Here is a 12641-nt window from a genome sequence, read left to right as displayed (position 1 = left end):
GACAAAACCGCCTGATCCGATGATTGACGCATCAATGAACGCTGGCTATTATATTTTTTAACGAGAATATTATTCTCTATAAAGAATTTAAAGATGCCCGACACGCCAAGGGTGACGGGCATCGCCAGCGGAGACAAAAGGAGCATATCCGTGAGCTTGAGCTTTGCGTTTTCCAGTGAACACGAAGCCGTCCGCGATACCGTGCGGCGGCTTTGCCAGGATGAACTCGCCCCCCTGGTCTTCGATGCTGAAGAACAGGAAACCTTTCCGAAGCACGTCTTTGAACGCTGGGGCGATCTGGGCCTGCTGGGCGTGCGTTATCCGGAAGCCGATGGCGGCAGCGGCCTGGACAAAATCAGCGACTGCATCGTGCGCGAAGAGCTGAGTTACCTGTCCCAGGCGTTCGCCTCCACCTGGTCGGCCCATACGCATCTGGGCATCTGGCCCATATGGAAAGCAGGCACGCCGGCGCAGAAGGCGCGTTTCCTGGCGCCCGCGCTGGCCGGCCGGAAAGTGGCCGGCTTCGGCCTGAGCGAACCGGACGGCGGCTCCAACGTGCGCGCCATGAAGACCCGGGCCGAACGCGTTGAAGGCGGTTGGCGCCTGCATGGCAGCAAGCTTTACATCACGAATGCACCCTTCGCCGACTTCCTGCTGGTAGCCGCGCGCACCAGTCCCGACCTCCGTCCTGACTCGATCAGCCTGTTCATCGTCGAACTGCCCAATCCTGGCTTCGAAATTTCCAAGCTCAAGAAGGAAGGGATACGCGCGTCGGAAACGGCGCTTATCCACATCGACAACGCCTTCGTGCCCGACGATTGCCTGCTCGGCGAAACCGAAGGCACGTATCCGCTGATCCTGGAATCGCTCAGCGAAAACCGGGTCGGCGTGGCGGCCAATGCCCTGGGCATGGCGCGCGCGGCCTTCGATGCCGCCACCGCCTACGCCAACGACCGTCTGGTGGCCGGCAAGCGCATCGGCCAGTATCAGGCCATCGGCCACAAGCTTGCCGAGATGTCGGCGCAGATCGAAGCGGCCCGCTGGCTGGTCTATTACGGCGCCTGGCGCGTGGATCAGGGAACCCTGGACGCGGCCACGGCCGCGCGCGTCAAGCTGGTCGCCAGCGAAACCGCCGTTTCGGTCAGCGAGCAAGCCATCCGTATCTTCGGCGGCGCCGGCATCATGCGCGAGTATCCGGTCGGCCGCATCCACCGCGACGCGCTGGTCTACATCATCGGCGAAGGCACCAGCGAGATCCAGAAGAACATCATCGCCAACAGCCTGGGATTCAAGCCATGAACGACTATGTCCTGCGCGAGCGCCGCGGCGCGACACTCCTCATCACCCTGAACCGTCCCGAACGACGCAACGCCTTCGATCTCGAGGTGCGCCAAAGCCTGGCCGAAGCCGTGCTTCAAGCGCGCGACGACGACACGGTCAAAGCCGTGGTCATCACGGGCGCCCAGGGCGTGTTCTGTGCGGGCGGCGATCTGAAATCGCTGTCCGAGGCCAAACGGCCTGTGTACAAGGACCGGGATCGCATACGCCGTCTGCACACCTGGTTCCATGAACTGGTCAATCTGGAAAAGCCCGTCATTGCCGCGGTGGACGGCCCCGCCTTCGGCGCGGGCTTCAATCTGGCATTGGCCTGCGATTTCATCCTGGGCACGCCGGGCGCGCGGTTCTGTGCCGTTTTCGGACGCATCGGCCTAGTGCCGGACCTGGGCGGCTTTTTCCTGTTGCCGCGCATCGTCGGCCTTCAGCGCGCCAAGGAACTCGTGTTCTCGGCACGCGAAGTGGACGCCGAAGAAGCGCGCGCCCTCGGCATCCTGTACCGCATCGTCCCGCCGCAATCCCTGCTGGACGAGGCATTGGCGCTTGCCGCCCGATTCCATGCCGCATCGACCGAAGCGCTGGGCATGTCGAAGAACATACTCAACCGCTCCTTCAACCTGGACCAGAACACGCTGGCCGAACTGGAGGCCCATGCCCAGGCGCTGGCTCTGCACACGGTCTACCACGACGACGCCGTGGCGCGCTTCCTGGACAAGCAGCCCCTCGCATTCAACTGGTCCGCCAAGCCCGGCAAGGACGGCGCCGCATGAGCATGAACGCCTACATCACTGGCGCCTGCGACACGCGCGTCGGCGAACTGCCAGGTTCCAGTTGCATGGGCCTGCACGCGGAAGCGGCATTCGGCGCGATACGCGACGCGGGCCTGGACCCCGCCGACATCGACGGCGTGTTGTGCGCCTATTCCTTTACCGAGCCGCACCTGATGCTCGGTTCCGTGTTCTGCGAATACGCGGGCCTGAGTCCGAACTTCTGCACCGCGATACAGGCCGGCGGCGCCAGCGCCTGCATCATGGTCATGCAGGCGGCCGCCCTGGTGGCCAGCGGCCAGTGCAACCACGTCCTGGTCGTCGCGGGCGACAACCGTCTGACGGGGCTGTCCCGCGACGGCGCGGTGGCGGCGCTGGCCGAGGTCGGCCACCCGCAGTTCGAGCGCCCCTTCGGCATCAGCGTGCCCGCTTCCTATGCGCTGGTTGCGCAACGCTACATGCACGATTACGGTGTGACATCCGAGCACCTGGCAGCAATCGCCGTGGAGCACCGCCGCCATGCCGGCCGGCATCCCAAGGCCCACAAGCGCGAGCCGATCTCCATTGAGGACGTGTTGAACTCGCGCGAGATCAGCGCGCCCCTGCGCATGCTGGACTGCTGCCTGGTTTCCGACGGCGGCGCGGCGCTGGTGGTCAGCCGCCGTCCTGCCACCAACACCAGCCACCGTGCCGTGGAGATCCTGGGTGCGGGCCAGGGCCACACGCACGAACATATCGTGTCCGCACCCAGCCTGGTCGATTTCGGCTGCAAGGCCTCGTCGGCACGCGCGTTCGCGGCGGCCGGCCTGAAGCCCGCCGACATCGACGTCGCTCTCATCTACGACTCGTTCACCATCACCTTGCTGGTCGAACTTGAATCCATTGGATTCTTTGCGCGCGGCGAAGCCGGGCCCGCCGCCCTGCAAGGCCAGTTGGGCCTGGGCGGCGCCCTGCCCTGCAATACCCATGGCGGCCTGCTGTCCTATGGCCACTCCGGCGCGGCCGGCGGCATGTTCCATGCGGTCGAGGCCGTCCATCAATTGCGCGGCCAGGCGGATGCCCGCCAGGTGGATGGCGCCAACCTGGCCTTCGTGCACGGAGACGGCGGCATCCTTTCCGCCCACTGCTCACTCATCCTGGGAGCCGCCTGAAATGGAAAAGCCCTCCATACGCCCCACCGCGGAAACGCAGCCTTTCTGGCAAGGTTGCCGCGACCGCAAGCTGCGCTACCAGACCTGCGGCGAATGCGGCGCGGTGCAGCGCATTCCGCGCAGTGTCTGCACTCATTGCCACGGACAGCAGCTGAAGTGGAACGAATCCGCCGGACTGGGCACCGTGCTCAGCCATACCACGGTGCATCGTGCACCGAACGCGGCCTTCAAGGCCGAAGCGCCCTATGTAATCGCTCTGGTCGACCTGGACGAGGGATTCCGCTTGATGGTCAACACCCGCAATGACGCCAACTCGCCGCTCGCCATCGGCCAGCGGGTGCGGATCGGATTCGAGCCCCGCGGCGACCACCTGCTCCCGATTGCCGAACCGGAGACGCCATGAGCGCGCTGTATACCTATGACAGCTTTACCCCTGGTTCCGTGCTGGGCGAATGGGAAGAGCCGCTCGACGCGAGGCTGCTGGCGCTCTGGGAACGCCTGTTCGGCCAGCACGCGCAGGACGCACCGGCCAGGCAGGCCGGCCTGGCCGTCGCGCTGATGATGCGCGCCTACCTGAATGTGGTGACGCCGCGCCCGCCCGGCAACATCCATGCGCGGCAAGCGCTTTGCGTCCAAGGGCTGCCGCGCTCTGGCGAACGCGTACGTTCCACGGTGCGCTGCCTGGACAAGGAAATGCGGGGCGAACGTCGCTATCTACGACTTGAAGTCGCTGGCGAGGGCGCAACTGGACGCCCCCTCTATACCGGCCGAATGAATCTGATCTGGGCCGCCTAGGACACACCATGACGCCTACACTGGAAGAAGTATCCATGAAGGTCACTCAGGCGGACATCGATCTTTATGCCGAACTGACCAACGACTTCAATCCCCTGCACGTAGATCCGGCATTCGCCTCGGCCACGCCCATGGGCGGCACCATCGCCCACGGCACGCTGTCGGTCAACCTGATCTGGCAATCGCTGGCGCGCAGCTTCGGTGCCGCGGCGCTGGAACGATTCGACCTGGACATCCGCTTTCTCAAGCCGCTGCATGCCGGCGGCCTCATCACCGCAGGCGGCCAATGCGTGGCCGATGCGCCAGGGAGATATGACGTCTGGGTAAGAGATGCCGGCGGCGTCGCGCTGATCGCCGGCCACGTCACGCTAGCCGACGCCGGCGCGCCGGCAGCCAACTGAACCAACCGGAAACAGCCATGCACCTGACCCACGAGCATCGCGAACTCGAACGGACCACCCGCCGCATCATCGCCGAACACCTGGATCCCTATCTGGACGAGTGGGAGGCCGAGCAGATTTTCCCTGCGCACCGCGTGATGAAGGCCTTCGGATCCGCCGGGCTGCTGGGCATAGGAAAGGCTGCCGAGTATGGCGGCATGGAGCTGGATTTCAGCTACGAAATGGTCTTCGCCGAGACCCTGGGCGAAGTCCGGTCCAGCGGGCTGACCTCGGCCATCGGCGTGCAAAGCACGATGTGCACTCCGGCCTTGGCGCATCATGGCAGCGATGCGCTCAAGCGCGCTTACCTGGCGCCCACCATCGCGGGAGATCTGGTCGGCTGCATCGGCGTAAGCGAAGCCTCGGCAGGCTCGGACGTGTCGCAGATAAAGACCTGGGCGCGGCGCGACGGCGACGACTACGTCATCAACGGATCGAAGATGTGGATCACCAATGGCGTGCAGGGCGACTGGATCTGCCTGCTGTGCAATACCTCGCAGGACGGCGGACCGCACAAGAACAAATCGCTCATCATCGTGCCATTGAACGCTCCCGGCGTCAGCGTGTCGCGCAAGCTGGACAAGCTGGTCCTGCGCGCCTCCGATACGGCCGAACTGTTCTTCGACGACGTGCGGGTACCAGTCAGCAACCGCATCGGCGAAGAGAACATGGGCTTCATCTACCAGATGGAGCAGTTCCAGGAAGAACGCATGTTCGTCGCGGCGCGCAGCATGCGGTCGATGGAGCGGGCCATCGAAGAGACCATCGAATACGCCGGCCAGAGGCAAGTGTTCGGCGGCACGATCCTGTCCAATCAGGTGGTCTACCACAAGCTCGCCGAAATGCAGACCGAGATCCAGGCACTGCGCTCTCTGCTGTACCGTGCCATCGAGCAATACCTGGACGGCCAGGACATCGCCCAGTTCGCCTCCATGGCGAAGTACTACGCTGGCAAGCTGTCCATGAAGATTCCCAACGAATGCCTGCAGTTCTGGGGCGGCCAGGGCGTCATGAACGAGAACTGGATCTCTCGCGCCTATCGCGACCTGAGGCAGACGGCCATCGGCGGCGGCGCCAACGAGATCATGCTGGAAGTCATCGCGAAGACCATGGGCATACATCCCGGCAAGCGGGCGTAGCGCCGGTCCGCGTTCAGCCCGCCCCGCCCCGCTGCGCCATGTACGCATGCCGGAAATAGTCCCGCACCGCCTGCATGGCGGGCGACACTTCCGCGCCCCGGCGCCAGGCCAACCCGACGTTCATGGGCGGAATCGGGTCCTTGAGCTGTACCGTTTCAATCCGCCGCCCCTCCAGCGACCAGGGCCGGTAGACCATGTCCGACAGCAGGGCCACGCCGCTGCCGTTGGCCACCATGCTGCGCACCGCCTCGACGGATGAGGTGCGCAGCCGCACGTCGGGCTTGAAGGGGGTTTCGTTCCAGTAACGCAAGGCGGTGTAGGCCGCCTCGTCCACGGTCAGCATGATGAAGGGTTCGCGCGAGACGTCCTCCAGAGTCACGGCGTCCGCCGCAAGCAAGGGATGCCTGGCCGGCAGCCACAGGCGTCGCGGCGAGCCGAAGAAATGCTCCACCGCCAGATCCGGATTGGCGACGTTCGAGGTCAGCAGCACCGCCATGTCATAGCGGTTTGCGATCAGGCCTTCCTCGATGGCGCTGCGGTTCAGTTCGTGCAGCTGGATGTCCAGGCGCGGATACAGCTGAGACAGCCGCTGCAGGTGATACGGCAGGAAGTAGCCGATCACCGTATAGGACGCCGCCAGCAACAGGCGGCCCGAGACCTCTTCCGCCGTCGCCGGCATGCGCAGAGCCTCGTCGACCGACGACAGGATGTTGTAGGCGTGGTTCAAGAAGGTGCGGCCGCTGTGAGTCAGCGTCACGCCGTGGGCGCCCCGCAGGAACAGCGCCGTGCCCACTGTCTCCTCCAGTTCGCGGATGGCGCTGGTGATGGCCGACTGGGATATCGCCAGCTGGATTGCCGCCTGCGAAATCTGGCCCAGTTCGGCTGCGGCGATGAAGTATTTGAGCTGACGTAGGGTAATCGACATGTCTGGTCTTATCTTTTTAATCGATATCTTTGCCTCAGAATATCTGAATATTCTCTCTGCAATCCGATGCGTCTTATCAGGGGTATCCCTTATTTTTCATAGGAAAACCGTCGGAACGATGCTGCCAATTCAACGGACAGTTATCTAAAAAACAGATATTGATCGATCAATAAAAAGATCTTTTTGCCCCCTTCAGCCTTGGCTAATGTTCACGTCACACGCCGCGTCGAATGCGGCGAGCAACGCCAAGGAGCCTTCGGCAATGAGCAAACGCAGCATCGACCTCAACTCGGACATGGGGGAAGGATTCGGCCCGTGGACCATCGGGGACGGCGTGGACGAAGCGATCATGCCCTTGATCAGTTCGGCCAACATCGCCACGGGATTCCATGCCGGCGACCCGCGGATCATGAACCGCACGGTGTTGCAGGCCCGCGAACACGGCGTCTGCATCGGCGCCCATCCCGGCTTTCGCGACCTGGTCGGCTTCGGCCGGCGGGACATGCGCGAAAGCGCCGAAGCGCTGGTGCACGACATCGTCTATCAACTGGGCGCGCTGCGCGAATTCGCCCGACTGCACGGACTGCGCCTGCAGCACGTGAAGCCGCACGGCGCGCTGTACATGCAGGCCGCCCGCGACGAAGCCTTGTCGCGCCGTTTGATCGAAACGCTGCAGGAGCTGGAGCCCACGCTGGCGCTGTACTGCATGGAAAGCTCGGTCACCTACCGTCTGGCGCGCGAACTGAACCAGCCCGTGGTGCGCGAGTTCTACGCCGACCGCGACTACGACGCCAGCGGCTCCATCGTCTTCACCCGCTACACCCAGCCGCTGGACCCCGCCCAGGTCGCCGAAAAAGTGCTGCGCGCCTGCACCGAGGGCCGCGTGCGCACGGTCGAAGGCAAGGACATCCCCATCGACTTCGATTCCGTCTGCATACACAGCGACACGCCCGGCGCCCTGTCCCTGGTGCGCGCCACCCGCGAGAAGCTGGAAGCCCACGGTATCCGGATCGCGCCGCCCAGCGTGACCGGCCCCTGACCCCCTGCCGCCCGAACGACATTCCAAGGAGAAAACCATGCCGTTGCACGATATTCCCAGCCCCCTGCCCGGAACCTTCTACCGCCGCCCCAGCCCCGACGCTGCCCCCTTCGTGGAGCGGAGCGCCACGGTCGCCGCCGGCGCCGTGATCGGCATCGTCGAGGTCATGAAGCAGTTCAACCAGATCGAAACGCCCACCGGCGGCGTGGTGGCCGAGATCCTGGTGGAAGACGGCGAACCGGTGGAAGCCGGACAGCCCCTGCTGCGCATCGAGGGATAGGCCGCGCCATGTCCGATACCCATCTTCCCTACCGGCCGCGCAACATCCACAAGGTGCTGGTGGCCAACCGCGGCGAAATCGCCTTGCGCATCATCCGCGCCGCCCGCGAACTGGGCATGCGCACCGTGGCCGTATACAGCGAAGCGGACCGAGACGCGCTGGCCACGCGCATGGCCGACGAAGCGGTGCTCATCGGCCCCTCGCACGCGACGCGCAGCTATCTGAACACCGAAGCGCTGCTGGAGGCCGCCCGCAGCACCGGCGCCCAGGCAGTACATCCCGGCTACGGCTTCCTGTCGGAAAACGCGGCATTCGCGCAGGCCGTGAGCGACGCCGGCCTGATCTTCGTCGGGCCCGATGCCGCCACCATCCGCACGATGGGCGACAAGGCGGCGGCGCGCGCCTGCGCCCAGGCGGCCGGCGTGCCGACGGTGCCTGGCAGCGAAGGCGTGCTGTCATCGCTGGACGAAGCCCTGACCCATGCCGCCATCATCGGCTACCCGCTCATGATCAAGGCAGCCGCGGGCGGCGGCGGGCGCGGCATACGCGTGGTGCGCGACGAAGCCGAACTGCGCGCGCAGATGCCGCAGGCCCAGGCCGAGGCGCAGGCGGCCTTCGGCGAAGCCGGCGTATACCTGGAGCGCTATCTGCCGCGCGCGCGGCACATCGAAGTGCAGGTTCTGGGCGACGGCAGCAACGCCGTCCACCTGTATGAACGCGAATGCTCCCTGCAACGGCGCCGGCAGAAGGTATTGGAAGAAGCGCCCTCACCCGCCCTGAACCCCGCCACCCGGCAGAAGCTGTGCGAATCGGCGGCGCAACTGGCGCGCTCGGTCGGGTACCGGGGAGCGGGCACGCTGGAGTATCTGTACGACGACAGCCGCGGCGCCGGCGAGTTCTACTTCATCGAGATGAACACCCGCATCCAGGTCGAGCACCCCATCACCGAAGCCATCACGGGCGTGGACCTGGTGCGCGAAATGCTGCGCATCGCCGACGGCGAACCCCTGCGCTTACGCCAGCAGGACATCGCCATTCGCGGCGCAGCGATCGAATGCCGCATCAACGCCGAAGACCCCAAGCGCAACTTCGCGCCCAGCCCTGGCCGGGTGGAACACGTGCGCTGGCCCGGCGGGCCCGGCGTGCGCGTGGACTCGATGCTGTATCCGGGCTGCTCCGTGCCGCCCTACTATGACTCGCTGCTGGCCAAGCTGATCGTCTGGGACGAGAGCCGCACGGCGGCGCTGGCGCGCATGGCGCGCGCGCTCGACGAAGTGGAACTGACGGGCGTGCATTCAACGCAGGCCCTGCACCGCGAACTGCTGGAGGATGCGGACGTGCTGGCGGGCCGCTACCACACCAATTATCTTGAAGCCTGGATGCAAAGGGACCGGGAGGAAAACCAATGAGCTTGCGCTACACCCATGGCGGCGACGAGTTCATCTTCGTCGAGATCAGCGAGGACATGTCGCTGGAATCCTTCTTCAAGGGCATGGCGATCACGCGGGCGCTGCGCGAACGCGCGGTCGACGGCGTGACCGAGATATGCCCGGCCAACGCGTCCTATCAAGTACGGTACGACCCCGACCGCATCGCGCCGGACGCCCTGCTGGCGCTGCTGCGCGAGCTGGAGGCGGGCATAGACCTGGCCAACCTGACGCTGGCCACCCGCATCATCGAAGTGCCGGTGTACTACAACGACCCCTGGACCCACGAGACCCTGATGCGGTTTCGCGAAAGGCACCAGGATCCGGAATCGACCGACCTGGAGTACGCGGCCCGCATCAACGGCCACGACTCGGTGCAGGGCTTCATCGACGCCCACTCCGGTTCGCCCTGGTTCGTGTCCATGGTGGGCTTCGTGGCCGGGTTGCCCTTCATGTACCAGATGGTGGAACGCGAGCGCCAGCTGCAGGTTCCCAAATACCTGCGCCCCCGCACCGATACTCCCAAACACACGGTGGGACACGGCGGCTGCTTCGGCTGCATCTATTCGGTACGCGGCGCGGGCGGCTACCAGATGTTCGGCGTCACGCCAGCACCCATCTTCGAACCTGCCCAGCGCCAGGCGCATCTGCGCGATTCGATGGTGTTCTTCCGCCCGGGCGACATCGTGAAGTTCAAGCCCATCACCCGCGACGAGTACGACCAGGCCACGGCGCAGGTCGAGGCCGGCAGCTTCGACCTGCGCATCCGGCCCGTGTCGTTCTCGCTGGCCGAGTTCCAGCGCGCGCCCGATGCCTGCAACGCCCAACTGCTGGAGACGCTCCATGCCTAACGATCCCATCATCGAAGTCATCAAGCCCGGCCTGGCCACTTCGGTGCAGGACACGGGCCGCCTAGGCCACTACCACCTGGGCATACCGCCGTCCGGCGCGCTCGATCAGTACGCGCTGGCCGCCGCCAACCTGCTGGTGGGCAATGCCGCCGGCGACGCGGTACTGGAATGCACGCTGCTCGGCCCGGAGCTGTTGTTCCACCGCACCGCCGTGATTGCCGTGACGGGCGCCAGCATGATCCCCAAGATCGACGGCGTGGCGCAGGCCTGCAATGTGGCGCTGGCGGTGCAGGCCGGCAGCCGGCTGTCGTTCGACTTCGTGCAGGCCGGCGCCCGCGCCTGCCTGGCGGTCGCGGGCGGCATCGACGTCCCTGTGGTCCTGGGCAGCCGCTCGACCTACGCGCTGGGCGCTATCGGCGGGCACGAAGGCCGCAAGCTGCAGGCCGGCGACCGGCTGGCGGTGGGCCGGGCGTCCATCCGCACGCGCGTGGGCCGCGAACTGCCGGCCGCGTTGGCCGAGGCCCCGCCCAAGACGCAGACGCTGCGCGTGCTTCCGGGTCTATACGATCACCGCCTGGAGCCAGAATCCGCCGCCACTTTCTATGAAGACGCCTGGACCGTGACCTCCGAGGCCGATCGCATCGGCTACCGCTACAAGCAGGGCCGCCCGCTACGCTTTCGCGCCCGCGAGCAACCTTTCGGCGCGGGCGCCGATCCGTCGAACATCGTCGACGCCTGCTATCCCATCGGCTCCATCCAGGTGCCTGCGGGCGTGGAACCCATCATCCTGCACCGCGACGCGGTGTCCGGCGGCGGCTACGCCATGATAGGCACGGTCATCAGCGCCGACCTGGACAAGGTCGGTCAGATGCAGCCCAACCAGAGCGCCCATTTCGAGCGGGTGACGCTGGAGCAGGCGGTGGCCGCAAGGCGCGACTACCGCGCCCGCTTCGAGCGGCTGCATCAGGCGCTCAGCGGCTGATCCTCGGGGCGCGGCCGGTCCGCGCCCTTCTCCCGGTTTTTCTTATATCCCGGCCTTGCCCCCTGGCAAGGCCGGTGGGCGACCCGCGCCCGTTCCGCAGTCGAACCGCAGCATCCGATCCCGCCAGGAGATCCGACATGGCCAACATGACCCCACGCAAACCGTCCGATGAGACGGACAACTCGCTGCATGCCGTCGCCGACAGCGACCGCATGCCCCGCTACGCCCTCACCATGGCCTGGTGGGCCGTGTGCAGCGCCGTGTTCTACATCGTCGTCGGCGCCACGCTGGCGCTGAAATACGGCGCCCGCAACGCCATCATCGGCATGGTGCTGTCGGTGATCAGCTACGGGCTGATCAACGGCGTCATCAGCCGCTACGCCATCCGCAGCGGCCTGTCGGTGGCGCTGTTCTCGCGCCGGCTCTTCGGCACCTCGGGCGCGGCGCTGGCCACCCTGATCTTCTTCGCCACCGCCATCTACTACGCGGTGTTCGAAGGCGCGGTGATGTCGGTCGCCGCGCATCATCTTTATCCTGCCGTGCCGTACTGGCTGGTGGCGCTGGTGGTGGTCATCTACAGCGTGCTGTTGATCTTCGGCAGCGTGCAAACATGGCTCGACAAGTTCAACGGCGTGCTGCTGCCCTTCTATTTGCTGGGGTTGTTGCTGGCCGTGGTGATGGCGACGCAGGAATACGGCTACAGCGATGCCTGGCTGTCATTCGGTCCGCCCGAAGGCCCGGTCCCCGGCGGTTGGTGGGACGCCTTCGTGTACTACATGGGCGTATGGGTCCTGATGATGTTCACCTTCGACTATGCCCGCTTCGGCAAGCGCGAAGACCAGACCTACCATAGCCGCTACAACTTCGGCATGCCCTTCTATCTGGTGACCTTCCTGCTCAACGGCGTGGCCGGCATCTATCTGGTCAGCACCATCCCCAGCGACGCCGCGCTGTCGGAAGTGTCGGTGGTGCTGGCGCTGCTCAAGCTGATGGGCCTGGGCGGATTGCTGTTCGTGTGGATCACGCAGACCCGCATCAACACCGCCAACTACTACCTGGCCACCATCAACATGCAGGCATTCTTCGCGCGCTGGCCGGGCATGCGCTGGCCCAAGGCGACGTGGGCGGTCATCGTGGGCGCGGTGACGTATGCGCTGATGCTGCTGGACGTGTTCTCGTATCTGCTGCAGGCGCTCGCCTACCAGGGCATCTTCGTGGTGTCGTGGGTGGCGGTGGCCCTGGTGCACATTCTGGGCGACCAGGAGTCCGCGCCGCAACATGGCGGGGCCGCATTCAACCGCGCAGGCCTGGCCGGCTGGTTCGCAGGCGCGATTTGCGGCCTGGCGCTGATGCACACGGAGGGTTTCGCGGCGACGCTGGCCGCGCCGGCCAGCTTCGTGGTGTCGGCGCTGGTGTACCGGATCTGCTCCACGGCGGCGGCACGGATGCAGGCGCAGGGCGGCTAAGGCCGCGCTGCGGGCCGCGCGGCAAAACGCCCGGCCCGAAAACG

General features: G+C 65.6%; 14 protein-coding genes. 13 read left to right on the top strand and 1 reads right to left on the bottom strand.

Going from position 1 to position 12641, the window contains the following annotated elements; translation table 11 throughout:
- Positions 1 to 150: 150 nt before the first annotated feature.
- The 7 genes from IB268_RS08070 to IB268_RS08040 are packed head-to-tail and all read left to right on the top strand — an operon-like array spanning position 151 to position 5627.
- A complete protein-coding gene (locus IB268_RS08070; RefSeq protein ID WP_119450627.1) occupies positions 151 to 1299 on the top strand; it encodes an acyl-CoA dehydrogenase family protein in 1149 nt (382 codons plus the stop codon).
- On the top strand, positions 1296 to 2105 hold the full coding sequence (locus IB268_RS08065; RefSeq protein ID WP_054457860.1) for an enoyl-CoA hydratase/isomerase family protein: 810 nt from the start codon (positions 1296 to 1298) through the stop codon (positions 2103 to 2105). Before IB268_RS08070 ends, IB268_RS08065 begins: the two co-directional genes overlap by 4 nt.
- A complete protein-coding gene (locus IB268_RS08060; protein WP_175181980.1) occupies positions 2102 to 3253 on the top strand; it encodes a thiolase family protein in 1152 nt (383 codons plus the stop codon). Before IB268_RS08065 ends, IB268_RS08060 begins: the two co-directional genes overlap by 4 nt.
- A gap of 1 nt (position 3254) precedes the next feature.
- Positions 3255 to 3656 carry a Zn-ribbon domain-containing OB-fold protein gene (locus IB268_RS08055; RefSeq protein WP_119450625.1) on the top strand — a complete coding sequence of 134 codons (402 nt, stop codon included), beginning with the start codon at positions 3255 to 3257 and terminating at the stop codon, positions 3654 to 3656.
- A complete protein-coding gene (locus IB268_RS08050; protein ID WP_119450624.1) occupies positions 3653 to 4048 on the top strand; it encodes a hypothetical protein in 396 nt (131 codons plus the stop codon). Before IB268_RS08055 ends, IB268_RS08050 begins: the two co-directional genes overlap by 4 nt.
- 8 nt (positions 4049 to 4056) lie before the next feature.
- Positions 4057 to 4449 carry a MaoC family dehydratase gene (locus IB268_RS08045; protein WP_119450623.1) on the top strand — a complete coding sequence of 131 codons (393 nt, stop codon included), beginning with the start codon at positions 4057 to 4059 and terminating at the stop codon, positions 4447 to 4449.
- A 17-nt stretch (positions 4450 to 4466) separates the two neighbouring features.
- The gene (locus IB268_RS08040) at positions 4467 to 5627 is read left to right on the top strand and encodes an acyl-CoA dehydrogenase family protein (protein ID WP_054457865.1); all 1161 of its coding nucleotides are present in this window, start codon (positions 4467 to 4469) and stop codon (positions 5625 to 5627) included.
- A 13-nt stretch (positions 5628 to 5640) separates the two neighbouring features.
- On the opposite strand, the gene IB268_RS08035 is transcribed toward IB268_RS08040, so the two are convergent.
- Positions 5641 to 6552: a LysR family transcriptional regulator gene (locus IB268_RS08035; RefSeq protein ID WP_054457866.1), complete on the bottom strand. Its 912-nt coding sequence runs from the start codon at positions 6550 to 6552 to the stop codon at positions 5641 to 5643.
- Positions 6553 to 6814: 262 nt separating this feature from the next.
- Between IB268_RS08035 and IB268_RS08030 the strand changes: the two genes are divergently transcribed.
- The 6 genes from IB268_RS08030 to IB268_RS08005 all read left to right on the top strand — a co-directional run bounded on the left by IB268_RS08030 (position 6815) and on the right by IB268_RS08005 (position 12597).
- A complete protein-coding gene (locus tag IB268_RS08030; RefSeq protein WP_054457867.1) occupies positions 6815 to 7591 on the top strand; it encodes a 5-oxoprolinase subunit PxpA in 777 nt (258 codons plus the stop codon).
- Between the two features lie 37 nt (positions 7592 to 7628).
- Positions 7629 to 7871: an acetyl-CoA carboxylase gene (locus tag IB268_RS08025; RefSeq protein ID WP_192354054.1), complete on the top strand. Its 243-nt coding sequence runs from the start codon at positions 7629 to 7631 to the stop codon at positions 7869 to 7871.
- An 8-nt stretch (positions 7872 to 7879) separates the two neighbouring features.
- Complete coding sequence (locus tag IB268_RS08020; protein ID WP_054457869.1) at positions 7880 to 9280, top strand: acetyl-CoA carboxylase biotin carboxylase subunit; 1401 nt, start codon at positions 7880 to 7882, stop codon at positions 9278 to 9280.
- Positions 9277 to 10149, top strand: a complete 873-nt coding sequence (locus IB268_RS08015) for an allophanate hydrolase subunit 1 (RefSeq protein ID WP_119450620.1) — start codon at positions 9277 to 9279, stop codon at positions 10147 to 10149. The genes IB268_RS08020 and IB268_RS08015 overlap by 4 nt, the downstream gene beginning before the upstream one ends.
- Positions 10142 to 11131, top strand: a complete 990-nt coding sequence (locus tag IB268_RS08010; RefSeq protein ID WP_054457871.1) for a biotin-dependent carboxyltransferase family protein — start codon at positions 10142 to 10144, stop codon at positions 11129 to 11131. Before IB268_RS08015 ends, IB268_RS08010 begins: the two co-directional genes overlap by 8 nt.
- A gap of 137 nt (positions 11132 to 11268) precedes the next feature.
- Positions 11269 to 12597: a cytosine permease gene (locus IB268_RS08005; protein WP_192354053.1), complete on the top strand. Its 1329-nt coding sequence runs from the start codon at positions 11269 to 11271 to the stop codon at positions 12595 to 12597.
- Positions 12598 to 12641: the final 44 nt, after the last annotated feature.

The sequence above is a fragment of the Achromobacter sp. ACM01 genome, from assembly GCF_014851745.1.
In the GTDB taxonomy this organism is placed as follows: Bacteria; Pseudomonadota; Gammaproteobacteria; order Burkholderiales; family Burkholderiaceae_B; genus Achromobacter; species Achromobacter aegrifaciens.
This window is presented reverse-complemented; position numbering and strand designations above follow the sequence as displayed.